This window comes from Campylobacter sp. RKI_CA19_01121 (assembly GCF_025771295.1).
Taxonomy (GTDB): domain Bacteria; phylum Campylobacterota; class Campylobacteria; order Campylobacterales; family Campylobacteraceae; genus Campylobacter_D.
On the sequence record NZ_JAKMQA010000001.1, the window covers coordinates 55,720 to 79,085 of the forward strand.

A 23,366-nucleotide genomic window follows, 5' to 3' on the forward strand; every position below is an offset into this window, starting at 1 on the left:
ATTTAAATTTTATATAATAGAATAATATTTTTAAAATAAAATGGAGTTTTAAATGCAAGGAAATTTCTTAAAGATTTTTGGCGTATTGCCATTTTTAGCAGTAGCTTTTATTAATGCTTTTGTAGATTTAGGACACAAAATCATTATACAAAACACTATCTATAAATTTTATGAAGATAGCACCCAACTTTTTTTAACCGCTATTGTCAATGCTTTGATGCTTTTACCTTTCATCCTTATGCTTTCGCCTTCTGGATTCTTAGCAGATAAATTTCCTAAAAATAAAATTATGAAAATATCTGCATTATTTTCAGTAATATTAACTTGTATTATTTGTTTGTGTTATTATATTGGAGCATTTTGGCTTGCTTTTGTAATGACTTTTATCATGGGAGTGCAATCTGCCTTATACTCTCCTGCAAAATATGGCTTTATAAAAGAATTAGTAGGAAAAGAGCTTTTAGCTATGGGAAATGGAGCAGTAAATGCGGTAAGTATTGTGGCTATTTTAGCGGGTATGGCGGTATTTTCTCTAAGCTTTGAAATGCTTTTTGAGCCAAATTTTAACACTCCTTCGGATATTTTAACACAAATTGCGCCTTTGGGTTTTGTATTAATTGCTTTTGCTGTATTAGAACTTTTTTTAGCTTATAAACTTCCTAGCTTAAAAGAAGAAGATAAAAATTTAAGTTTTGATAAAAAACAATATTTCCAAGGAAAACTTTTAGCCTCTAATTTAAAAACAATATTTTCTCATAAAATCATTTGGCTTTGTATTGTAGGAATTTCACTTTTTTGGGCCATATCACAACTTTATTTAGTGAGTTTTCCTATATATGCAAAAAATGATCTTTTTATAGAAAATACCTTTTATGTACAATGCTCTTTAGCTTTTTCTGGTATAGGAGTGATTATAGGATCGCTTATTAGTGGTAAATTTTCTAAAAATTACATCGAATTAGGTCTTATACCACTAGGTGCTTTAGGGATTTTCCTAATGAGCATTTTAATGCCATTTTTAGAAAACTTACTAAGCTATAGTGTAGTATTTTTTATTTTTGGTTTAAGCGGGGCATTTTTTATCATACCTTTAAACTCTCTAATACAATTTCATGCAAAAGAAAATGAACTAGGAAAAGTCTTAGCAGGAAATAATTTTATACAAAATATTTTTATGTTGGGCTTTTTAGCACTAGCTACTTTTGCTGCATATGCTGAATTTGAAGTGATAAATTTGTTTTATTTTATCATCGCTGTGGCATTTTTTGGAAGCGTTTATGTGCTAAGTAAATTGCCTTTTTCTTTGGTGCGTTTATTAATGAGTATAGCGTTTTTTCAACGCTATCGTTTATTAGTAGAAGGTTTTGAGAATATTCCTGAAAAAGGTGGAGGATTATTACTTGGTAATCATATATCTTTTATAGATTGGGCTATTGTACAAATGGCTATACCAAGAAAAATTTATTTTGTAATGGAAAAAAGCATTTATTCTAAGTGGTATATTAGAATTTTTCTTGATAAATTTGGAGTTATTCCTGTTTCAAGTGCTTCTAGCAAATCAAGCTTAGAGCTTATTGCTATGCATATTAAAAACGGAAATTTGGTTTGTCTTTTCCCAGAAGGAGTACTTTCACGCCATGGGCAGCTTAATGAATTTAAAGGTGGATTTGAGTTAGTTTGCTCAAAATTAGAAGAACAAGATGGAGTGATTTTACCTTTTTATATTAGAGGACTTTGGGGAAGTGCTTTTTCAAGAAGTGATGAAGAATTTTCAGCAAGAAACCGCAAAATAAGCAAAAGAAAAATCGCTATTGCTTTTGGAAAAATCTTGCCAATACACACTAAAAAAGAAGTGGTTAAAACAAAAGTTTTTGAACTTTCTTTTATTGCTTGGAAATCTCAATGTGAAAGTATGCATACTATAGCCAGAGCTTGGATAGATAGCGCTAAAAGAAATTTAAGTCAAATAGCTATTGTTGATCCTTTAATAGGTGGTATTACCTATAGAAAAATGCTTGCTTTAAGTTTAGTTTTTAGCTCTTTTATAAAAAATAGATCGCATGAGCTAAATATACAACCTACCCAAGGAAGCTATGCTCCAAAAGAAGAATGTGTGGGAATTTTACTCCCTGCTTCTATGGCTAGCTCTCTTTGCAATCTAGCTGTATTGCTTGCAAATAAAATCGTAGTAAATTTAAACTTCACAGCAGGTGTAAAAGCAATAAATCAAGCTATTCAAAGTTCTCAAATTCAACAAATTTATACTTCTAGAAAATTTATGGAAAAATTAGAAAATAAAGGTATAAAACTAGAATTTGAAGAGCATATTAGAATCATTTTTATGGAAGATATTATCGCAAACTTTAAAAGACAAAAACTCAAAATCTTTTCTATGCTTGCTTTAGTAAGTATCTTACCTACTTGTTTAATAAAAGCATTATTTGCACCTAATAAACAAAACCTTGCCATAGCTGCTATATTATTTAGTAGTGGTAGCGAGGGAGCACCAAAAGGAGTAATGCTAAATAATCGTAATATTTTAAGCAATATAGCTCAAATTTCAGATGTATTATGTGCAAAAAATGAAGATGTCGTCTTATCTTCTTTGCCACCTTTTCATGCTTTTGGATTAACTGTAACTACTTTTATGCCTTTATTAGAAGGGATTAAAAGCATAACACATGCTGATCCAACAGATGCGCTAGGTGTAGCAAAAGCTATAGTAAAAAATAATGTTAGTATTATGTGTGCTACTTCAACTTTTCTAGGTATTTATGCAAGAAATAAAAAACTTGATGCGATTATGTTTGAAAGCTTAAGGATTATCGTTTCAGGTGCTGAAAAACTCAAAAGCGAAGTAAGAACTGCCTTTGAAATGAAATTTAAAAAACCTATTTTTGAAGGCTATGGAGCCACTGAAACCACTCCGGTTGCAAGTGTAAATTTACCAAATAAATTTGATCCTGATTATTGGATTTTACACCGTGCAAATAAAGAAGGTAGTGTAGGTATGCCTTTACCAGGAAGTGCTATACGCATAGTAGATCCATCTACTTATGAAAGTTTAAATCATGGAGAAGATGGATTAATACTCATTGGTGGCCATCAGGTTATGGTGGGTTATTTAAACAATAAAGAAAAAACCGATGAAGTTATCAAAGAAATCGATGGCATACGCTGGTATAATACCGGCGATAAAGGCCATGTAGATGAGGATGGCTTTTTATATATAGTAGATCGTTATTCTCGTTTTGCAAAAATTGGTGGCGAGATGATATCTTTAGGAGCTTTAGAAGAAGAAATTGCTAAATTTATCAATACAGATATAGTAAAATTTTGCGCAGTTGCACTAGATGATGATAAAAAAGGTGAAATGGTATGCTTATTAGTAGAATGCCAAGAGCAAGATTTTGATGGAATTTGCGAAGTGATTAAAAATTCTACTATGCCTGCTATTTTTAAACCAAGTAAATATTTTAAAGTAGAACAAATTCCGCTTTTAGGTTCTGGTAAAGTGGATTTAAAAGGCGCTAAAGATTTAGCTAAAATCTTGCAAGAAAATTAATCCCCAAAGTAAATTTTACTTTGGGAAATTTTACAAACTATTTCTTTTAGTTTTATAATCATATTTTTTATCAAAAACAAGTTTATCGTTTTCTTTGACTGCTATTTTTCCCTTAATATAAAAATACTCCAAATCACTAGTTTGTGTTAAGATTATATCAGCCTCCATCATACAACCCTCACGTCCTATTTGCATTGTTTGAGTAATGGTATATTGCGCGCTTAATGGATTTTCATTTTGAAGTTTTAATTCTCTTTTTAAATTATGCTTTACTAAAACATCAACCTCATCAAATCTATAAACACCTTCTCCAAAAACTCCACCAACACCATCTGTAATACAAGTCCAAGTATCATTTAAAATATCATAAGAAATGCTTCTATTTACCCTACCTTCTTCTAAAAGTGTTATTGGAGTTAAAGGTGCACTTTGTGCTTGCATATTGATTTTATCGCTATCTTGACCACTAAAACATGGTAAATTAAATTCACACTCATTTAAATCTAAAGTCAAAGTTGAAATTTTTGGCATAGGCCAAAACATAGGCCAAAAAGAATTTGCTAATGATAATCTTATCTTAGAACCCTTGCCAAATCTATATCCGCAAGCATCAAGTTTGATTTGCTTTTGGATAAATTCATCTTTTTTTAAAGGTATAAATTGCTCTTTATCATCACTTAATGCAAGATTGATCACTCCATAACTTACTCTTTTTACAAAACCATCAGCTCTAACTTCACTAAGCTGAGCAAAGAGCATAGCTTTTCCTTGATCACTTGCAATTTTTACATTTAAAACCGGAAAACCCAAAATATCTAAATCTTGTTCTAAAAAATCACTTTCAAAAACAACTGCCATCCCATCATCCAACCTTTGATCACTAGGACTTTCTCCTAAAACACCAGCCCCCATCCACTCTCCGGATAAAAGCCCATGATTTAATGGAGTGTTAATTTTGATAAATTCACTTGATTTTTTGCATGTTAGTTTATACGGATTTAAATAGTATTTTTTATAGCTAATATCATTTTTAAAATCATTTAAAGCAACAAAACGACCTTCTACTTTCTCTGTTTTTGAATTTGGCTTAGAGCTATTTTCAATATATGCTTGTATCATAGGAGCTTCAAGCACATCGTTTTCTTCATTTTTAAGCCATTTATCCCACCATTTAAGTGCTTCTTGTAAAAAACCCATTGCAGGCAAAGGAGATCCATCATGAGGATAAACATGAGCCCAAGGACCAACGATAGCTTTTTTTGGAACTTTCAAAGCATTCATTAGAGTAAAAACAGGATTAGTATAAGAATCAGCCCACCCATCTAATGCAAAAACAGGAACTTGTATATCATCATAATTTTCTCCAACAGATCCATGCTTCCAATAGTCATCTTTTAAAGTATGCTCAAGCCACAATGCGGGCCATAAAGGCATATTCTCAAGCCTATTGAGCCATTTATTTCTACCATTTGAATCAATTTTTGGATCAACAAAACGTGATTGATATGCAAGCATAATATTACCCCACCAAAAATTATCATTAAGTAAACATCCACCTTTATAATGAATATCTTCATTAAATCTATCATCGGTAAAACCTACCACTATAATAGCTTTTAAATTTTTGGGTCTTCTTGCTGCAACTTGTAAAGAATTAAATCCACCCCAAGATTTACCCATCATACCAATATTTCCATCACACCATTCTTGCTTTGCTATCCATTCAATGACTTCTAAGGCATCATCTTGCTCTTGCTTTAAATATTCATCTTCTAATAAACCATCAGATTCCCCACTTCCTCTAATATCAACTCTAACAACCGCATAACCATTACCACTAAAATATCCATGCATAGGCTCATCTCTGCCCCTTGTTCCATCATTTTTTCTATAAGGAATGTATTCTAATATAGCAGGAACTTTTTCTTTTACTTGAGGAAGCCAAATTCGTGATGAAAGCTTAGTGCCATCTTTTAAAACTATCCATTCATTTTCTATTACTCTAACCTTGTTTTTAAAGTTAAAAACAATTTCCTTCATTTCATCTCCTTTTTATTGTATTTTTTAATCCAAATCAAACAAAACATTACACCCAAAATAGCCATAGCTATCATAATAGTAAAATATATATGAAAACCTTTTACACCTGGATATCTATCCAATAAATCTCCAGCAAGCAAAGGTGCAAAAACCTCAGGTAAATATCCAAAAGTAGATACAATACCTATGGCCATACCTGCCAAATGAATAGGAATTTTTCCCTCACTAAGTAAAGAATAATAAATTCCAAAATTAGAATACATAGCTACATAAATTACCACACAAGCAGAAGTTAAAACGCTCATTTGCAAAAATCCATTTAATTTTGAACTAAGCATTAAAAAAATAACACCAATTCCCATTAAAATAAAGCCTATCATCATTATTTTAGCCTTTCCATATCCATCTGCTATAAACCCACCTACCACAGAAGAAACAGGACGAATGTATTGAGCTAATACTGTTAAAATAGCTGCAAAAACAGCAGAAGCTCCTATCACATTACTTGCATAAGGAGTAAAATAATAAAAGCTCATATTAAAAAAATAGGTACAAAAAGTAATAGCAACCACAAGCCAAAGAGCAGAATTTTTCAAAAGAAAAACTAAATCTTTGATTTTAATCTTCTCGCTTTGTTCATTAACCTCATCTTTTAAAAGAAAAAATAATAAAACAGCGCTTGCAATAGGAGCTATAGAATAAAAAATAATAACCATTTCTATACCTTGTGCGGCTAAAGCTTTTGTTTGAAAATATCCAAAAATACTTGTAGCTATAGCCAAATGTGCAGCACCAACAACACCTCTACCACCTTCAAAAATTCCATAAGCTTTTGCTTGCTCTTTAGAATTTGCCAAACTTCTTACTATTTTCATCAAAGAAGGCCAAAAAGTTAATAATGAAGTAATCCCCCAAATTCCATAAATAATCAAAAGTGCATTTAAAGAAGTAAAATATAAATGCAACAAACCACCAAGTCCTGTAGCAATTAAAGAAAAAATCAATAATTTTTTTGGCGCAAAACGATCTGCTAAATATCCTCCTAAGGCATAAGAAAACAAACCAAGTAAGCCATAAGCACTACCCAAAAGGCCCATTTCAAAATTATTTAAATGATAAAGACTCATATAATCATCATAATAATATTTTCTAAAATAAGGCAAACCATAAATAATAGATCCACAAAAAGATAATAACAATAATGTAAAAAAATTATTTTTTAAACTTTGTTCTTTATTTTCATACATTAAAAACCTCCTTTTTTATACTATATATGATTTTTTTATTTTTTAATCTAAATATAGATAATTTTGCATAAAAATTTTAAATTGATATATTTTTTTACACACTTAAGATAATTTTTAAAAAATTTTTTTAATTAAATGAGTTGCAATAAAAACAACAACTCTACAAAAAATTAAAATTATCTATAAATTTTTATATTTCATTATCATTTTTTTGATACATTTACACATTAAAATACTAAAAAAGGGAAATAATGAAAATTTTTGATATGGTAGTTATTGGTGCTGGCCCTGCAGGTATTGCAGCGGGAGTAGAAGCTAAAATAAAAAATAAAGAAGTTATTGTTTTAGAAAAAGCTGATGCGATTTGTCAAACCTTAGTAAAATTTTACAAAGAAGGCAAAAGAGTAGATAAAGCTTATAAAGGTTGTGATAGCACAAATCACGGGCATATAAATTTTGAAGATGGAACTAGAGAAAGCACGATAGAAACTTTCCAAAATGCTATCAAAGAGTATAATCTTGAAGTAAAGCTTTCTAGTGAAGTTGAAAGTGTTAAAAAAGATGGAGAAAATTTCATCGTTAGCACCGCAAATGAAAATTATATTTGCAAAAATGCAGTTATTGCCATAGGTAGAATGGGTAAACCAAATAAACCAAGCTATACTTTACCTATAACTTTAACAAAAATCATCAATTTTAATGCAAATTCAGCAAGCCAAGGTGAAAAAATCTTAGTTGTAGGTGGTGGAAATTCAGCAGCAGAATACGCTATAGATTTAGCTAAAAATAATGATGTGACGCTTTGCTATAGAAGAGAAACTTTCTCAAGATTAAACGATATTAATCTAGAAGATATTCAAAAAGCTTTTGAACAAGGCAGTGTAAAAGCAAAACTTGGCATAGATATAACTAGCATTGAAGATGAAAGCGGTAAAGCTAAAGTAAATTTTACTAATGACACAAATGAAATTTATGATCGTATCATTTATGCTATTGGTGGTTCAACTCCACTTGATTTCTTACAAAAATGCTCTATAGAAGTTGATGAAAAAGGTGTGCCAAGCTTTGATGAAAATAAAGAAAGCAATGTAAAAGGATTATTCGTAGCAGGCGATATAGCGAGTAAAAACGGAGCTTCTATTGTAGTGGGTTTAAATGATTCATTTAAAATCTGCGATCATCTTTATAAATGCTAAAACTCTTTCAATACTCAAAAGGCTATCGCTATAATAACGATAGCCTTTTGCTTTTTGACTTTTTATCTAAAAATAATTTAAAAGGAAATATCCTTGATATAGGATGCGGTTGTGGAATTTTAGGACTTTTAATAAAGCAAAAATTTCCAAATTCAAATGTTTATCTACTAGATATCCAAGAGCAAAATATCAAACTAAGTTATAAAAATGCTAAAGAAAATAAACTTGAAATTCAAGGCATTTGTGAAGACTTTTTAAACTATAAAAGTGACATAAAATTTGATTTTTTAATCTCTAATCCTCCATTTTATAAAAAAAATACACAAAAAAGCCAAGATTTGCATTTATGTATATCAAGATATCAAGAATTTATGCCACTTGAGAAAATGTTTGCTAAAATAAATACTTTAATCAAACCAAATGGTAGCTTTTTTATGTGTTATGAGGCAAGTTTTTTAGATGAAATTTGTGCTTATTTAAAACATTTTAAATTAAAACTAGTTTCACTTCAATGTGTTCATACTAATACACAAACTAACGCAAGACTTGTTTTAATGCATATTAAAAAAAATAGCAAAAATCCATGCGCTATAATGCCTACACTTTTTATGTATGAAAATGATGTTTTAAATCCAAAAATTAGTGAAATTTATAAAAATACAGGAACTATAAGCTATGATATGTGAAAAAGGTTTTGATTATTCTTTTGATGAAAGTGCTTGTGAAAAATGTGGTGGGAAGTGTTGCACTGGAGAAAGTGGGTATATCTATGCTAGCAAAGAAGAACTAGAAGCTATTGCTAGTTTTTTAAATTTAAACTTTGAAGCCTTTAAAGAACAATACCTCATCAAAGTTGGATTTAAATATAGCTTTAAAGAAGCAAAGTATGAAAATGGCTACCGTTGTATTTTTTTTGATACAATGTATAAAAAATGTTTAATTTACAAGCATAGACCAAAACAATGTAGAACTTTTCCATTTTGGGAGTATTTTAAAACACACAAAGAGGAGTTAAAAAAAGAATGTATAGGGGTTTGCTTTCACTAATTATCGTTTTTATCCTAACAAGCCTTGCTTTAGCTAAAGGTGAAGATAAAATCCTACAAGCACTTATTTATGAAGAGCATGGGCAATTTCAAAAAGCATGTGATATTTATACAAATTTATTTCATGAAAATAATGAAAGTATATATTTGCAAAAGGCTTTACTTTTAGCTTTAAGTGCTAATTTAAAACAAAAAGATGAGCTTTTAAAAGCTTCTAAAGACTTTTTAGAACACACAGCTATTGCAAGATTAAATGCTTTATATTTTTTTGAAATAGGAGATTATAAACAAGCTGAAGCTATACTTTATAAACTCATTAAAGAGGAACAAGATTATAGAAATTATGAAATATTAGGCGATATTTTTGCCAAAAAAGCTTTATATACTAAAGCTTTAGAACAATACAATCTTGCTTATAAGCTTTTTGAGCATGAAAATTTATTACTTAAAATAGTTGAAATTAATATCAAAAATAAAAATATCAACCAAGCTAAAAAGGCCTTAGAAGAATTTGTAAAAAGTTCACAATGCACCCTTAAAACATGCACCCTACTTTTAAAAATTTATCAAGAGCAAAAAGATCACAAAGCAAGTATCCAAACCCTTGAAAAGCTATATAAACTCAACAATGATATTAAATACATCTACGCTATGATAGAATTACTAGTACAAGAAAAAAATTATACTCAGGCTCTAAATTTAACCCAAAAATATAACATAGATCCTGATACCAAAATTTTCTTATACACACAAACAAAAGATTATAAAAAGGCCTATGAAATAGCTTTAAAACATTATGAACTTAGTAAAGATAAAAAATATCTTTCTATGGCAGGTGTTTTAGAATTTGAAATTCATATGGATCCTAAAAGTAAAAAAGTCACGGATCCAAAAATTCTAGCCTCTATCATGAAAAAATTTGAACAAAGCGTAGATGTGCGCAGTGATGCTTTATATCAAAACTACTATGGCTATGCTTTAATTGAATATGATATTGATATAGCCAAAGGTATAGAGCTAGTAGGCTGGGCACTTGAACAAGAACCACAAAATCTTTACTATCTAGACTCTTTAGCTTGGGGATATTATAAACTTAAAAATTGCAAAAAGGCTTATGAAATTTTGCAAAAAACACTGCATGATAAAGAATTTTCAAGCTCAGATGAAAGCAAAGAGCATTTAAAGGCTATCGAAAAATGTTTAAAACAATAGATTTAAAAAATCATTTTTCGAAAACACAAAAAATTCTTGAAAGCAAAAAAGAAATTTTTCCTTATGATATGTTAGGTAGAAGTCTAGCTTCTAATGCCTTTTATCCTAAAGATATTTATACACTTTTACTTGAAGGAAAACTTTCGCATTTTTTATATTCTAAAGATTTAAATTTTAATCATGAAAATTTCGATGCCATCATCTTACCAACAAGCCCTTTGCTTAATCAAGACATACAAAATTTAAGTCTTTTTAGACGCTATCATGAAAAACCTATTGTGCAATTTGATTTTATTTTTGATGAATATCAAATTTTAGAAAGCTTAGTATATGGGGCTGATGCATTTATTGTATTTCCTAAAATGCTAAAAACCATGCAACTAAAAAAACTCTATAATTTTGCAATACATCTTGGTTTAGAGGCTATTTTTTACCTTGAAAGCAAAAGCGATCTTAATAATGCTATTTTAGCTGGAGCTAGAATTTTTTTGCTAGAAGATGAAAAGCTATTACCTTTGATACCAAAAAATAAAGCTCTTATAAGTAAAAATATTAAAAATCTACATGCTTGCATAAAGGAGAGTTGATGGAGTATTTATACGCACCTTGGAGGGATGTTTATTTTAGCAATAAAGATAAAAATTTTTGCCCTTTTTGTCATTGTAAGCATGAACTTAATGAAGATGAAAAACTTGGGGTGATTTTTAGAGCTAAAGAATGTTTTGGCATTATGAATAAATACCCTTATAGTCCGGGTCATTTTATGATTATCCCTTATGAGCATTTAGAAAATATAGAAGATTTAAGTGATGATACATGGCTAGAAATTAGCCATTTTGTACGTATTGGAGTTAAAATTTTAAAAGAAAACTTTCACGCTAAGGGTGTTAATATAGGTATGAATTTAGGCAGTGCAGCAGGAGCTGGCATAGCACCACATTGTCATTATCATTTAATCCCAAGATGGCAAGGCGATACAAATTTTATCACTACCATAGGACAAACTAGAGTTTGCGGGAGCGATTTGGAAAAAGTTTATACCACCTTATGTAAAGCTTTTAAAGACTATGTATAAAGAAGTTGATTTTGAAAATTTTTTAAAATTTAATTTTGATCTTTTAATTGATGCAAGAAGCCCTAAAGAATACAAACTTGCTCATATAAAATCTGCGCAAAATTACTACGCACTCAATGATAATGAATTTGAAGAAATAGGCACGCTTTATAAGAAAAACAAAGGCTTAGCTAAAGCAAAAGGTGCAAGTTATATTTGTAAAAATATGAGCGAGCATATTAATAAAATTTATCAAAATTATAAAATAGGCTCTTTGGTGGGAATTTATTGCGCAAGAGGTGGTAAAAGATCAAAAGCCATTGCTTTAATCTTAGCCGAACTTGGTTATAGGGTTGCAAGATTAGAAGGTGGATATAAAGCTTATAGAAGTTATGTGAGTGAGTTTTTTAGAAAAGATTTAAATATTGAGTTTTTATGTCTTTGCGGTAATACAGCAAGTGGCAAAAGTGATTTAATCCAAACTTTAGACAATGCTTTAAATTTAGAAAAATTAGCCAACCATCAAGGATCAAGTTTTGGTAAAATTTATGGAGAACAACCAAGCCAAAAAGCTTTTGAAGATGAATTGTTTTATTTTTTAAAAGATTATACTTATAAAACTTGTTTTATAGAAGCTGAAAGCAGACAAATTGGAAATTTAACTATCCCGCTAAATTTATACAATAGCATGCAAAAAGCTAAGAAAATTTGGTGTGAGTGTGACACGAATTTACGTGTTCAAAGAGTTTTAAAAAACTATACTCCAATGGATAAAAAAGTATTTTATCAATGTGTTGAAAAAATATCACCTTATATCAGCAAGGATTTTAAATTAAGACTTTGTCAAAATTATGAAGAAAACAATTTAGAACTTTGTGTAAAAATGCTTTTTGAATATTATGATAAAGTATATAAAAAACCTTCAAAAATTGATTATTTTATCAATAGTTCTAATTTAGATGAAGCTAAAAAACATCTTATGAGTTTAAACTCATAAGATTGTATTTACAAAGATAACAAAAATAATACTTGAAAGAATTCCAGCAACTGGTAAGGTAATCACCCATGCTAAACCAATAGGTTTCATCATAGCCCATTTAGCATCTTTATTAAATACCCCTATACCTAAAATAGCACCGATTAAAATATGGGTTGAGCTAACTGGAATTCCAAGTTGGGTAGCTAAAAGTATAACAATACTTGCGCCAAGTTCAGCGCTAAAGCCTGTTGTTGGTTTAATTTCAGCAAGTTTTGAACCCACAGTTTGAATAACTTCTTTACCCAAAAACCAAAGTCCAATAACCAAAGCTATACCAAACATAAGCATTACAGCAAAAGGTACTGGTGAGCTAGGATTAATGGTGTTATTTTTAAGTACATCTAAAATAGCAGCAAATGGTCCAAGAGCGTTAGCTATATCATTAGCTCCATGTGAAAAAGCAAAACTTGAAGCAGTAAAAATTTGAAACCATGAAAAAATCTTTTCTATGGTCTTATTAACCTGAGTTTTTTTCATCAATCTCACGACTGCTAAAGTAACAATATAAGCAAAAATAGAAATAATTGAAACTATCCATAAATTTTGCATTACATCTAAAGTAGAAACATTATTTAAACCCTTAAATAAAAACATAGAAGCAATAGTCAATGCACCTACACCTGCTATTAAAGGAACGTGAAATTTCATTCTTGAGAAAACATCTATGTTTTTTTCTTTTTCTTTTAATTCTTTGATTTTTAACTTATATTCACTTCTTTTTTCATCATCATCTAAAACAATAGCACTAAGTTCTTTGATTTGCTCTTCTTGGCTTTTGTTTTTTAAATTTTTAAAATATTCTTCTTTAAAAGCCTTTTTTTCTTTTTTGATTTCTTTTACTACAAGAGTTATTTCTTCTGATGGCTTTAGGATTTTTTTATAAATATAAGCATAAATTAAATACGCCACAAGCCCACCAAACAAAGGTGAAATAACCCAACTCATAGCTATTTTATAAATACCATTCCAATTTACCATAGATAATGCTTGATCTTGATCAAAAAATACAAAGCCCATAGCAATACTTGAACCTACAATACCTCCTATAATACTATGAGTAGTAGAAACTGGAAGTCCTTTTTTAGTCGCCACAAAAAGCCAAATTCCTGAACTTAACAAAGCTGAGAGCATTACACATACAAACACCATAGGATTAATTCCATCAGGTAAAACTACTATACCACTTCTTATAGTATTTGTTACTTCTCCTCCTGCAAATACAGCCCCGCTTAATTCAAATACCGCTGCAATAATCAAAGCTTGTTTTATAGTAACTGTTTTAGCACCAACGCTAGTGCCAAATGAATTTGCAACATCATTACCACCGACATTAAAGGCCATGAAAATACCAAATACACTAGCAAGGATAAATAATATCATGGAATTATTAGGAATATAATTATATCCCCAAACAAAAAAGCATAAAACACTCACAATAAAAATAAAAAATGCAATAGCATTATCTTTACTCAAGTATTCTCCTTAAGAATTTATTTTAATGAATTAATTTTAGTAACTTTTACTTAGTTTTTTCTTTGATCTTTAAAAATTGCAAAGCAGATTTCACTGCTTGCATATAACTTTGTAAATTAATTTTTTCATTTTTATAAGCCCTATCATAAGCTGTGCCATGATCAACGCTAGTACGAATTATAGGTAAATTTAAACTCACATTAATACTTTTTTCAAAATACAAAGCCTTTAAAGGTGCTAAGCCTACATCATGATACATACTCACTAAATACTTGCATTTACTTAGTGCAAAAGGAGTAAAAGCACTATCAGCCACCAAAGGCTCACTTAAATAAATATTTTCCTTATAAGAAAGTTCTTTTTCTTTTTGACTTAAAAAATCTTCATTTTCTAAATTTTGCAAATTTAACGCACAATCTTTTAAAAATACATTTGCCATTCTTATAGCTTTTTTTATTTCCTGCTCTTCTTCTCCACCTATTACGCCATTATCACTTGCATGAGGATTAAAACTTAAAACTCCAATTTTTTCAAATAAAGTGCATTGATAAAAATTAATTAAAAATTGCGCAAGTTTGAAAGCCTTAATCTCTTTAAAAACATCTCTTAAAGCCATATGCTCAGTATATAAAGCCACAAAAAGCTCATCACACCCTAACATCATAATAGCATCTTGTTTGAAAAAATCTCTTAGTGCCTCAGTATGACCTTTATAACTCACTCCCCCCATTTGCCAAGTCTTTTTATTAATCGGTAAAGTAACCAAAGCATCTAAAAACAAATGCGTGCAATAACTAGCTCCTTCAAAACTTAAAAAAGAATAAACCCCACTTTTAGCGTCTAAATTCGCAGGATTTAACTCAAAATCAAAATCAATAATTTTGCTAGCTTGATATGAAAACTCATAAATTAAAAAATTTTCTTTTTCTTCTTTAAAGATAAAATGTGGTTTTGAAGCATTAGAAATTTCAACTAAATTGATTTTAGATTTAGGATTTATTTTCAAAAGTTTATTTGCTTTTTGAAATAATTCATAATGCACAAAATAATAAGGCTCGCAAATTTTTACTAGCTCATCATGACAAGCTAATAAAATTTGCATACCTATGCCATTTAAATCCCCTATGCTAATAGCAATTTTTTTCATCTTTTAATCAAAGCTTTCATTTGCAATATAGCTTTTTCTAAGCCTACAAAAACCGATCTTGCTACTATACTTTGTCCTATATTTAACTCTTCTATTTCTAAAATATCTACAATATTTTTTACATTTTTATAATTAAGCCCATGACCAGCTGCCACTCTTAAATTTAAACCCTTAGCCAAACTTGCACTTTGTCTTAATCTTTGGAGTTCATTTTCTAAAAGCTTTTTGAGTTCATTTTTACTTAAAATTAATTCAGGCAATGCATAAGAAGTTTGATTGATATTAGTATATAGTGCATTATAAATATTAGCATACAAGCCTGTATGAAGCTCTATAAAATCAGCTTTTAAAGAAGATGATTTTTTGATATCTTCTAAATTAGGATCAATAAATAAAGAAACTTCGATTTGCTCTTGCTTTAAAACATTAATAGCTTCTTGTAGTTTTTCATTATCTAAATTTAAACCACCTTCTGTTGTAAGTTCTTGTCTTTTTTCAGGCACTAAAGTAACGCGTGAGGGTTTGTATTTTAAAGCATATTCTATCATATCAATAGAGCATTCTAAATTCACTACACATTTGCAATATTTTAAGATATTTTCTAAATCAAACTCATTAGCATGGCGACGATCTTCTCTCACATGGATAGTGATTTGATCAGCTAAATTTGCACTCAAAAACGCAGCCTCAAGCAAATCAGGATCATTTACTTTTCTAGCTTCTCTTAAAACTGCTATATGATCGATATTAACCCCTAAAAGCATAAGTTTTCCTTATAAGTTTTTTGCTATTATACTTTAAATTTTTTAAGGAGAGCTAGTGCTAGGTATTGATATGGGTTCAAATACATTAAGAGCTGTTTTAATGGATGAGAATTTTAATAAATTAAAAAGCGAAGAATTTATCATAGGGACAGCTAAAAATATGCAAAATGACACCATTAGTGATGAAGCTATAGAAAGAATTTTTAGCGCTTTGAAAATCTTAAAAGAAAAAAATTATAACTTAAGTCAAGCTAAAGCAGTCGCCACAGCTGCTTTTAGAAAAGCAAAAAATACTGAGTTTATTTTTGAAAAAATTCAAAAAGAATTTAAACTTGATATAAAATTAATCGATGCAAAAACCGAAGCAAAACTAAGCATTTTAGGTATGCAAGAGCGTCTTAAAGCTCTTAAGCTTTTTAGAAAAGACCTAAACTATTGTGATTTAGGCGGTGCTTCTTGTGAAATTTCAAATGAAAAGTTTAGTAAAAGTTATGATTTTGGAATTATTAGTTTTTATGAAAGAATGCATTTTAAAGCTATAAAATCAAGTGCTTATGTAAGATTTTTTAAAAAATATCCACAAAATCTTGCACATATTAAAGATGAAAAATTAAAAATTCATCTAAGCCCCTACCCTGCACATTTAAAACAACTTGCCCTAAAAGCTTTTAATCTTAGTAAAGATATAAAATTAAAAGGAAATTTTTTCATACTAAATTCAGGAGTACCCACCACACTTTGTGCTTATAAACAAAACATAAAATACAAAGATTACTTAGAAGAAAGTGTAAATGGCAAAATACTCAAACGCAAAGATTTTTTTGATTTTGCTTTAAAAATTTGGAATTTAGAACAAGAAAAAGCTAAAATTTATCTTGGAGAAAATAGAAAAAAATACCTCATAGCAGGCTCAATGATACTTTTTGCTTTATTTAATAAGCAAAAGCTCATTGTGATTGATGATGGTGTTAGAGAAGGTGTGTGTATAGCGCATTTTAAAAATATCAAATTTTAAAGGAGAAAAAATGAGTTTAAAAGATCAAATTTTAGAAAATATTAAAGAAGCTATGCGTAATAAAGATAATTTTAAAAGAAACACTTTAAGAACGCTTAATGCTAGCTTTAAACAAATAGAAGTTGATGAGAGAATTACGCTTAATGATGAAAGAATATATAAAATCATTGCAAGCGAGATTAAAAAACGAAATGAAGCAGCTTTGGCTTTTTCTAAAGGCTCTAGAGAAGATTTAGCACAAAAGGAACTCCAAGAAGTAGCTATTTTAAGTGCTTATTTACCAAAACAACTTAGCGATGAGGAATTAGAAAGTGAGCTAAAAAAACTTATAGAAAAATTACAAATTAACTCTTTAAAAGAACAAGGTATTTTGATGAAAGAAGCTAAAGCAGCTTTTGGCGCAAGCGTTGATAGTAAAAGACTTAATGAAATGGTAAGAAAGCTTTTAGCATGAAAAAAGTTTTAACACTTTGCGCCTTAGCTTTAAGCTCTTTTGCTTATACTCAATATGAATTGCATCCTAGCTTTAAAGCTTATTTTAAAGACTGCTCTTTATTGATGGATAAATATTATTATATTAATTGTTATGATTATAATTATAAAGGCACTAAGGCTATTGCCTATAAACTAGAAGCTAAAATTTTAAATCAAGGACACATCAAAAAACGCCCAAGATTTCAAGAAGATACAAATATACCTAAAAAATATAGAACTTATTGGGAGGATTATCTAAGAAGTGGTTATACAAGAGGACATGTCGTGCCAAATCAATCCATGAATGCAACCCCACAAGCTCAACTTAGTACTTTTTTAATGAGCAACATAACTCCGCAAAAAAAAGATATTAATGCAGAAATTTGGAATGAAATCGAACAAAGAGAAAGATATTTAGCAAAGAAAAACAAAGAATTAGAAGTCTTAAATTTAGTACTTTATGATGATAAGCCAAAACGCATTAAAAACAACATAGCCATTCCTAGTTTTTATGTCAAAATTCTTAAGGCTAAAAATTTCAGTGAATGTTATAAAGTGCCAAATAATGATAATTTTGCAAGATTTGATAGAAATTATTTTAAGGAAGATTGCAAAAAATATATTGATTAAACTAGAAGCAACAAGGCTTCTAGTTTAGTTTTTACTCAACTTCGGCATCGATTACATCATCGTCTTTTTTCTTTTGAGCGTTTGGTTCTTCTTTTTTATACATATTTTCTGCTAATTTATGAGAAACTTCACTTAAAGCTTTCATTTTGCTTTCAATTTCTTCTTTAGAAGCATTAGCATTTTTCAATATCTCTTTTAACTCATCTAAAGCTTTTTGAATATTTGCTTTATCATCATCGCCTACTTTATCTCCAAGTTCACTTAAAGATTTTTCTACTTGATGCACTAAGCTATCAGCAGCATTTCTAGCTTCTACTGCTTCTTTGCGTTTTCTATCTTCTTCTTTGTGAAGCTCTGCATCTTTTACCATGTTATTGATCTCTTCTTCACTTAGTCCACTTGAACCTGTGATTTTAATCTCTTGAGCTTTACCTGTAGCTTTATCTTTTGCACTAACTGTTAAAATACCATTTGCATCAATATCAAAAGTTACTTCAATTTGTGGCATACCGCGAGGTGCTGGTGGAATTCCTTCAAGATTGAAATTTCCCAAAGATTTATTATCACGGCTAAATTCTCTCTCACCTTGTAAAACATTGATAGTAACTGCGCTTTGATTATCTTCAGCAGTTGAGAAAACTTGCTCTTTTTTAGTTGGTATAGTTGTACCTTTTTCGATGATTTTAGTCATCACCCCACCTAAAGTTTCAATACCTAAAGAAAGCGGAGTAACATCAAGCAATAATACATCTTTAACATCACCTTTAATAACCGCACCTTGAATTGCCGCACCTATTGCAACAACTTCATCAGGATTTACTGATTTATTGAGCTCTTTTCCAAAAGCTTTTTTAACTTCTTCTTGTACCAGTGGAACACGGGTAGAACCACCCACCATAACGATTTCTTTTACTTCATTTTTGTCAAGCCCTGCATCTTTTACTACTTCGTTAATTTTACTAATAGTTTCAGCAACTAAACCATCAATCATACTTTCAAATTTAGCTCTTGTTAGAGTTTTAGTTAAGTGTTTTGGACCACTTGCATCAGCTGTGATAAATGGTAAATTAATATTAGTTTCATTAGCTGAACTTAATTCTTTTTTAGCATTTTCAGCTGCTTCTTTTAATCTTTGTAAAGCCATTACATCGTTTTTAAGATCAATACCTGTTTCATCTTTAAACTCATTTGCTAAAAAGTCGATTAATTTATTATCAAAATCATCACCACCTAAAAATGCATTACCACCAGTTGCTAAAACTTCTACAACATTATCACCTGTTTCAAGCACAGTAACATCAAATGTACCACCACCTAAATCATAAACTACAATTTTTTCACTTTCTTTTTTATCAAGTCCATAAGCCAAAGCTGCTGCAGTTGGTTCGTTGATAATTCTTAATACATTCAATCCTGCAATTTGCCCTGCTTCTTTTGTAGCTTTTCTTTGTGCATCATTAAAATACGCTGGAACAGTAATAACCGCATCTTCTACTTTTTCACCCAAGAAAGCCTCTGCATCTTCTTTTAATTTCATTAAAACTTTTGCTGAAATTTCTTGTGGAGTATAAATTTTACCTGCTATTTCAATCGCACAAGCTCCATTTCTCTCTGTGATATGATAAGGCAAGCGATTTTTAGCTTCTTTTGCTGCTTCTTCATTGATCATTAAACCCATAATTCTTTTTATAGAATAAATAGTTTTTTCAGGATTAGTCACAGCTTGACGCTTAGCGCTATCTCCAACTAAAACTTCACCTTTATCTGTAAAAGCAACTACTGAAGGAGTAGTATTTTTACCTTCTTTATTTGGGATAACCTTACTCTCACCTCTTTCATATACACTCACACAAGAATTTGTTGTACCTAAATCTATACCTATAACTTTTGCCATTTTTTATCCTTTTTATTAAATTTTATTTTGCAACACTAACTTTTGCTGATCTAATCACTCTATCATTCATCATATAGCCCTTTTGTAAAAGCTGAACGATATGATTGCTTTCATGATCAGCACTTTCAACATGAAACATCGCCTCATGTAAATTTGGATCAAACTCACCATTTGCTTCTATTACCTTAACCATATGTTTTTCAAGTTTTTTCAAAAGCAAATCTAAAGTGTTTTGAACCCCTTCTTTGATTTTTAAACTTAATTCATCATTGGCTTCTACATTAATAGCCGCCTCTAATGCATCAACTACATCAAGCAAATCTTTAGCAAAACTTTCATTTGCATAAATTGTTGCTGCAATTTTTTCTTTTTCCATTCTTTTTTTGATATTTTCAAATTCAGCATTTGCTCTTAAATAAGTATCTTTTAACTCATTATACTCTGCTTGAAGTTTTTCTAATTCATTGTTTTGACTTTCTGAATTTTCCACTGCTTCTTCTTGCATTTGCTCATTTTGCTTTTCTTCGCTCACGCAGCCTCCTTTATAATATTTAACATTGTTTTAAAATCAGAATACACACTACCGGCAAAAACCACATTAGATTCTTTACCTAAAAATGTACTCTTAAGCTTTAATCCCATAAAACCCTCTTCAAATAAAGGATCAAATTGCAATTTATCGTTAAAATAAAATCCAATTTGAGGAGATAAAAGCTTAGCAAATTCATCATTTTGATAAATTTGATAAGCTTTACTCTCATTATATCTATAATAAACCATAGCATCTTTTAACATAGCAATTTTTTCTAACAACTCTTTAAACTCAACTCTAAAAGCTAAATTTTCAATACTTTTTAGATCAAGTCCTATAAGTCTTTGTAAGAAAATTAAACTATCTTGACTAAATCTTAAAATCAACTCATTTTGTCCAAAATCAAGTATGATAAATTTATCATTAACCTTAGTAATATCTTGCAAAATAAGCTCATCACCACCATAAACTAAGGTATAAATTTCAAACTTATCAAGCAAAAACTCTAGCAAAGCAAGATCGTTAATCACAATCTCATCTTCGCAAAGTTGCTCATACCAATAAGCCTTCATAGCAGTAAAGGTTGGTATGCGACCACTGCTAATATGAAGTTGTGTTAATACACCCTCATCGCTTAATTTTTTAAAATAAACTCTTATAGTAGAAGCAGGTATGCTAACTTTATGATTTAACTCATTAGAACCCACAGGATTATTACCATCTAAATAGGTCTCAATGATGGTTTTTAAAATTAAATCTTTTTTACTATAAGACTTCACTATAAAACCTTAGTTTTTAATTTAGCACTCAATGTTTTTAAGTGACAAAATAATTATACAACTTTAGTATAATAATGTCAAGTTATTTTTAAATAAAAATATTTAAAATTATTTAGTCTATATAACTAAAGTTTATTTAGTTATTTATATATAATATATAAAAATTTATTTTTCAGTTTTTTTAAAAGAAAAGATAATATAATTGCATATAGCAATATTTTTTAAAAGGTTTATAACAATGAAAAATCTTACTTTAAGAGAAAAGCAAGATCTAGAAGCTTATGTGTTTTCTAATATAGAAAGAAAAAAAATGGCTTTAAGTAGAATTTTAAAATTATATTATTTAAGATTTTTTAGATTAGTTTTTTAATTTATATTTTTTCATACCCTCTTTTGTAAAAGATAAGTCTTTAAAATCAGGAGATGAGATTAACTCCATACAAGTTTTATCTAAATTTTCCATTCCGCTTATTTGCATACTAGCTTGTAAATTTTCATCTAAATATAAATCAAAAACTACACAAGCTTGATTATTAACCCTGTAAAGAATTTTTCCACCTTTTTTCTCATCTAGTTTATACGCTTGTAATTTATCATTTTTACTCATTTTTTTAATTTCATTTGCAAAAGATTGATGTAAGGTATAATAAATCATAAAATCACGCATTATGTTTTTAATATCAGCAATTTCTTTTCTTAGTTTTGATAAATCTTTAGTGTATAAGCTTATAAATTGCGTATTTAAGTACTCATTTAGACTTTTTTCGTTTAAATTTTCACATAATGGATAAATTTTAACCACGAAAGCCTTATTTTTAGCAAGCACTATATCTACGCAAGCTTGTTTGTTTTGTTTGTATTCTAAAAACAAAGCTTGACTTGAGCTTAAATTTAGCGTGTTTTGTTTATTGTAAGCAAAATCGCTTAAATCTTCATAGATATTTGCATAAGAAAAAATTCCCGCAAAAAGCAATAATAAAATTTTCATTCAAATAAATCTTTATGATGATTTTTTAAGTACTCTACTACTTCTAAGATCTCATCAACTCCTTCTTTTTGAGTATTTTGACAAACCTCATCAATACAATCAATATAAGCCTCAATTGCTTTTTCTAATTTTACTCTTTTTACCCCAGCAAACAAGAGCATTGCCTCTAAAACTATGCTTAATTCATATTGTAAATTTTCTATTTCTTCTTTAAAATCATGATTTGTTTTCATTATTTTCCTTTAATTCTTTGCTTTTAATTAAATCCACAAATTGTGCTTTTATAAAATCATAGTTAGAGCTATCTTTATACGCAGCGAACAATCCACCACTAGCATTTTTATGCCCTCCTCCATTGACCAAACTTTTAGCCATCAAACTCACATCGATTTTATTATTTGCTCTAAAACTTAAGGTTTTTCTTGAACTAAGATCAACGAAAAAATCAAAATCAGGATTTTGCATTAAAAAATCATTTCCAATTACAGAAGTATTACCTATATTTGAAGTTAATAAACCTTTACTTCCTTTATAAAATACACTAAATTTTTCTTTATTTACACTTAGTCTTTCTATCACAAATTTGGAAATTAAATTGCTTAAGGTGTCATCATTTTCTTTTTTAAAAAAAGATTTTTTTAAGCCATGCAAATCATCATCTAAATTAATATGAGCATTTTTTTGATGAATGTATTTTCTACAAACATCAAAAAGATAAAAAAGATATTTGATATTTTCTTGTGCAAACATTACTCTATTGATTTCTTTTGCTCCAGAAACCATACCAAGCAGTACTTTTCCAAGTTCAAAATTCTCATCTTCACTCAACCAAATATCTACTGCATTTACCACATCTACAAAGTCTGACAAAGCCTTATTTTCGCCATAACATTTACTAAAAAAATCATAAACAATCTTAGTAGCACATCTTTTATCATCTAAAAAATACCAAGGATATTTTTGCATACATTCTAAGCCACTTTGATGATGATCTAAAAGTAAAAGTTTGATTTTTTTGCCTTCTATAGCTTTTTGAAAATCTTCACATTGACTTAAAGTTAAATTTAAATCCGTGATTAAAATCACAAATTCTTCATTAGGATTTTGCTTTAAATCTTCCTCTATATTTTTAAAAATCACATTAAAATTTTCATTAATCTCTTTACCATAATTAGAATTATAAAAATAACAATTCTTAAAATAAAAATCTAGCACATACTGACAAGCATAGCCGTCTAAATCTGTATGTGAAAGATGATAAATTTTCATAT

Annotated in this window: 23 protein-coding genes; 12 read left to right on the top strand and 11 right to left on the bottom strand. The window is 29.3% G+C overall.

The window, feature by feature from the left end:
- The first annotated feature begins 52 nt into the window (after window positions 1-52).
- Complete coding sequence (locus L8T90_RS00255) at window positions 53-3,565, top strand: acyl-[ACP]--phospholipid O-acyltransferase (protein ID WP_263736391.1); 3,513 nt, start codon at window positions 53-55, stop codon at window positions 3,563-3,565.
- Window positions 3,566-3,595: 30 nt separating this feature from the next.
- On the opposite strand, the gene L8T90_RS00260 is transcribed toward L8T90_RS00255, so the two are convergent.
- Together L8T90_RS00260 and L8T90_RS00265 are read right to left on the bottom strand one after the other, a co-directional pair.
- The gene (locus L8T90_RS00260; protein ID WP_263736392.1) at window positions 3,596-5,605 is read right to left on the bottom strand and encodes a CocE/NonD family hydrolase; all 2,010 of its coding nucleotides are present in this window, start codon (window positions 5,603-5,605) and stop codon (window positions 3,596-3,598) included.
- Window positions 5,602-6,852: an MFS transporter gene (locus L8T90_RS00265; protein ID WP_263663202.1), complete on the bottom strand. Its 1,251-nt coding sequence runs from the start codon at window positions 6,850-6,852 to the stop codon at window positions 5,602-5,604. Before L8T90_RS00265 ends, L8T90_RS00260 begins: the two co-directional genes overlap by 4 nt.
- Before the next feature lie 251 nt (window positions 6,853-7,103).
- Here L8T90_RS00265 and L8T90_RS00270 point away from each other — a divergent pair, with 251 nt between their 5' ends.
- The 7 genes from L8T90_RS00270 to mnmH are packed head-to-tail and all read left to right on the top strand — an operon-like array spanning window position 7,104 to window position 12,357.
- Complete coding sequence (locus L8T90_RS00270; RefSeq protein WP_263708166.1) at window positions 7,104-8,048, top strand: NAD(P)-binding domain-containing protein; 945 nt, start codon at window positions 7,104-7,106, stop codon at window positions 8,046-8,048.
- Entirely contained in the window at window positions 8,042-8,734 is a 693-nt protein-coding gene (locus L8T90_RS00275; protein ID WP_263736393.1) for a tRNA1(Val) (adenine(37)-N6)-methyltransferase, read from the top strand. The genes L8T90_RS00270 and L8T90_RS00275 overlap by 7 nt, the downstream gene beginning before the upstream one ends.
- Window positions 8,724-9,095, top strand: a complete 372-nt coding sequence (locus tag L8T90_RS00280; RefSeq protein WP_263736394.1) for a YkgJ family cysteine cluster protein — start codon at window positions 8,724-8,726, stop codon at window positions 9,093-9,095. The genes L8T90_RS00275 and L8T90_RS00280 overlap by 11 nt, the downstream gene beginning before the upstream one ends.
- Window positions 9,071-10,306, top strand: coding sequence for a tetratricopeptide repeat protein (locus L8T90_RS00285; RefSeq protein ID WP_263663198.1), 1,236 nt, complete (start codon window positions 9,071-9,073; stop codon window positions 10,304-10,306). The genes L8T90_RS00280 and L8T90_RS00285 overlap by 25 nt, the downstream gene beginning before the upstream one ends.
- Entirely contained in the window at window positions 10,291-10,893 is a 603-nt protein-coding gene (locus L8T90_RS00290; RefSeq protein WP_257937775.1) for an indole-3-glycerol-phosphate synthase TrpC, read from the top strand. The genes L8T90_RS00285 and L8T90_RS00290 overlap by 16 nt, the downstream gene beginning before the upstream one ends.
- Complete coding sequence (locus tag L8T90_RS00295; protein ID WP_263663196.1) at window positions 10,893-11,381, top strand: HIT family protein; 489 nt, start codon at window positions 10,893-10,895, stop codon at window positions 11,379-11,381. Before L8T90_RS00290 ends, L8T90_RS00295 begins: the two co-directional genes overlap by 1 nt.
- The gene (mnmH, locus tag L8T90_RS00300) at window positions 11,374-12,357 is read left to right on the top strand and encodes a tRNA 2-selenouridine(34) synthase MnmH (protein ID WP_263663195.1); all 984 of its coding nucleotides are present in this window, start codon (window positions 11,374-11,376) and stop codon (window positions 12,355-12,357) included. The genes L8T90_RS00295 and mnmH overlap by 8 nt, the downstream gene beginning before the upstream one ends.
- Here mnmH and L8T90_RS00305 read toward each other — a convergent pair.
- From L8T90_RS00305 to L8T90_RS00315, 3 genes are read right to left on the bottom strand one after another with little or no spacing between them, the layout of a single operon-like run.
- Entirely contained in the window at window positions 12,352-13,872 is a 1,521-nt protein-coding gene (locus tag L8T90_RS00305) for an inorganic phosphate transporter (protein WP_263663194.1), read from the bottom strand. The two genes, mnmH and L8T90_RS00305, sit on opposite strands and share 6 nt — an antisense overlap.
- 46 nt (window positions 13,873-13,918) lie before the next feature.
- Window positions 13,919-15,019 (bottom strand): 4-hydroxythreonine-4-phosphate dehydrogenase, encoded by a 1,101-nt coding sequence (gene pdxA, locus L8T90_RS00310; RefSeq protein WP_263663193.1) that lies wholly within the window; start codon window positions 15,017-15,019, stop codon window positions 13,919-13,921.
- Complete coding sequence (locus L8T90_RS00315; RefSeq protein ID WP_263663192.1) at window positions 15,016-15,783, bottom strand: pyridoxine 5'-phosphate synthase; 768 nt, start codon at window positions 15,781-15,783, stop codon at window positions 15,016-15,018. Before L8T90_RS00315 ends, pdxA begins: the two co-directional genes overlap by 4 nt.
- Window positions 15,784-15,838: 55 nt before the next feature.
- Between L8T90_RS00315 and L8T90_RS00320 the strand changes: the two genes are divergently transcribed.
- The 3 genes from L8T90_RS00320 to L8T90_RS00330 are packed head-to-tail and all read left to right on the top strand — an operon-like array spanning window position 15,839 to window position 17,902.
- Window positions 15,839-16,798: a Ppx/GppA family phosphatase gene (locus L8T90_RS00320; protein ID WP_263663191.1), complete on the top strand. Its 960-nt coding sequence runs from the start codon at window positions 15,839-15,841 to the stop codon at window positions 16,796-16,798.
- Window positions 16,799-16,808: 10 nt separating this feature from the next.
- Window positions 16,809-17,252, top strand: coding sequence for a GatB/YqeY domain-containing protein (locus tag L8T90_RS00325; RefSeq protein ID WP_263736395.1), 444 nt, complete (start codon window positions 16,809-16,811; stop codon window positions 17,250-17,252).
- Window positions 17,249-17,902, top strand: coding sequence for a DNA/RNA non-specific endonuclease (locus tag L8T90_RS00330; protein ID WP_047208365.1), 654 nt, complete (start codon window positions 17,249-17,251; stop codon window positions 17,900-17,902). Before L8T90_RS00325 ends, L8T90_RS00330 begins: the two co-directional genes overlap by 4 nt.
- A gap of 31 nt (window positions 17,903-17,933) precedes the next feature.
- Here the strand turns inward: L8T90_RS00330 and dnaK are convergent, their stop codons facing one another.
- From dnaK to L8T90_RS00345, 3 genes are read right to left on the bottom strand one after another with little or no spacing between them, the layout of a single operon-like run.
- A complete protein-coding gene (gene dnaK, locus L8T90_RS00335) occupies window positions 17,934-19,796 on the bottom strand; it encodes a molecular chaperone DnaK (protein WP_257942440.1) in 1,863 nt (620 codons plus the stop codon).
- Between the two features lie 22 nt (window positions 19,797-19,818).
- Entirely contained in the window at window positions 19,819-20,328 is a 510-nt protein-coding gene (gene grpE / locus L8T90_RS00340; protein WP_257396661.1) for a nucleotide exchange factor GrpE, read from the bottom strand.
- Window positions 20,325-21,107 carry an HrcA family transcriptional regulator gene (locus L8T90_RS00345; RefSeq protein WP_263724838.1) on the bottom strand — a complete coding sequence of 261 codons (783 nt, stop codon included), beginning with the start codon at window positions 21,105-21,107 and terminating at the stop codon, window positions 20,325-20,327. The genes grpE and L8T90_RS00345 overlap by 4 nt, the downstream gene beginning before the upstream one ends.
- Window positions 21,108-21,345: 238 nt before the next feature.
- On the opposite strand from L8T90_RS00345, the gene L8T90_RS00350 reads away from it, so the two are divergent.
- Window positions 21,346-21,477 (top strand): hypothetical protein, encoded by a 132-nt coding sequence (locus L8T90_RS00350; protein WP_256374638.1) that lies wholly within the window; start codon window positions 21,346-21,348, stop codon window positions 21,475-21,477.
- On the opposite strand, the gene L8T90_RS00355 is transcribed toward L8T90_RS00350, so the two are convergent.
- The 3 genes from L8T90_RS00355 to L8T90_RS00365 are packed head-to-tail and all read right to left on the bottom strand — an operon-like array spanning window position 21,466 to window position 23,364.
- Window positions 21,466-22,095: a hypothetical protein gene (locus tag L8T90_RS00355; protein ID WP_263736396.1), complete on the bottom strand. Its 630-nt coding sequence runs from the start codon at window positions 22,093-22,095 to the stop codon at window positions 21,466-21,468. The two genes, L8T90_RS00350 and L8T90_RS00355, sit on opposite strands and share 12 nt — an antisense overlap.
- Window positions 22,092-22,328: a hypothetical protein gene (locus L8T90_RS00360; RefSeq protein ID WP_263724836.1), complete on the bottom strand. Its 237-nt coding sequence runs from the start codon at window positions 22,326-22,328 to the stop codon at window positions 22,092-22,094. Before L8T90_RS00360 ends, L8T90_RS00355 begins: the two co-directional genes overlap by 4 nt.
- Window positions 22,312-23,364 (bottom strand): DHH family phosphoesterase, encoded by a 1,053-nt coding sequence (locus L8T90_RS00365; protein WP_263736397.1) that lies wholly within the window; start codon window positions 23,362-23,364, stop codon window positions 22,312-22,314. The genes L8T90_RS00360 and L8T90_RS00365 overlap by 17 nt, the downstream gene beginning before the upstream one ends.
- Window positions 23,365-23,366 lie beyond the last annotated feature (2 nt).

Bases quoted from the DNA above. Each gene is read 5' to 3' on its own strand.
- L8T90_RS00255 (WP_263736391.1), top strand. From the start codon at position 53: ATGCAAGGAAATTTCTTAAAGATTTTTGGCGTATTGCCATTTTTAGCA.
- L8T90_RS00360 (WP_263724836.1), bottom strand. From the start codon at position 22,328: ATGAAAACAAATCATGATTTTAAAGAAGAAATAGAAAATTTACAATAT.
- L8T90_RS00315 (WP_263663192.1), bottom strand. From the start codon at position 15,783: ATGCTTTTAGGGGTTAATATCGATCATATAGCAGTTTTAAGAGAAGCT.
- L8T90_RS00265 (WP_263663202.1), bottom strand. From the start codon at position 6,852: ATGTATGAAAATAAAGAACAAAGTTTAAAAAATAATTTTTTTACATTA.
- L8T90_RS00295 (WP_263663196.1), top strand. From the start codon at position 10,893: ATGGAGTATTTATACGCACCTTGGAGGGATGTTTATTTTAGCAATAAA.
- L8T90_RS00275 (WP_263736393.1), top strand. From the start codon at position 8,042: ATGCTAAAACTCTTTCAATACTCAAAAGGCTATCGCTATAATAACGAT.
- L8T90_RS00325 (WP_263736395.1), top strand. From the start codon at position 16,809: ATGAGTTTAAAAGATCAAATTTTAGAAAATATTAAAGAAGCTATGCGT.
- L8T90_RS00260 (WP_263736392.1), bottom strand. From the start codon at position 5,605: ATGAAGGAAATTGTTTTTAACTTTAAAAACAAGGTTAGAGTAATAGAA.
- L8T90_RS00285 (WP_263663198.1), top strand. From the start codon at position 9,071: ATGTATAGGGGTTTGCTTTCACTAATTATCGTTTTTATCCTAACAAGC.
- L8T90_RS00280 (WP_263736394.1), top strand. From the start codon at position 8,724: ATGATATGTGAAAAAGGTTTTGATTATTCTTTTGATGAAAGTGCTTGT.
- dnaK (WP_257942440.1), bottom strand. From the start codon at position 19,796: ATGGCAAAAGTTATAGGTATAGATTTAGGTACAACAAATTCTTGTGTG.
- L8T90_RS00365 (WP_263736397.1), bottom strand. From the start codon at position 23,364: ATGAAAATTTATCATCTTTCACATACAGATTTAGACGGCTATGCTTGT.
- L8T90_RS00330 (WP_047208365.1), top strand. From the start codon at position 17,249: ATGAAAAAAGTTTTAACACTTTGCGCCTTAGCTTTAAGCTCTTTTGCT.
- mnmH (WP_263663195.1), top strand. From the start codon at position 11,374: ATGTATAAAGAAGTTGATTTTGAAAATTTTTTAAAATTTAATTTTGAT.
- L8T90_RS00290 (WP_257937775.1), top strand. From the start codon at position 10,291: ATGTTTAAAACAATAGATTTAAAAAATCATTTTTCGAAAACACAAAAA.
- L8T90_RS00350 (WP_256374638.1), top strand. From the start codon at position 21,346: ATGAAAAATCTTACTTTAAGAGAAAAGCAAGATCTAGAAGCTTATGTG.
- pdxA (WP_263663193.1), bottom strand. From the start codon at position 15,019: ATGAAAAAAATTGCTATTAGCATAGGGGATTTAAATGGCATAGGTATG.
- L8T90_RS00270 (WP_263708166.1), top strand. From the start codon at position 7,104: ATGAAAATTTTTGATATGGTAGTTATTGGTGCTGGCCCTGCAGGTATT.
- L8T90_RS00355 (WP_263736396.1), bottom strand. From the start codon at position 22,095: ATGAAAATTTTATTATTGCTTTTTGCGGGAATTTTTTCTTATGCAAAT.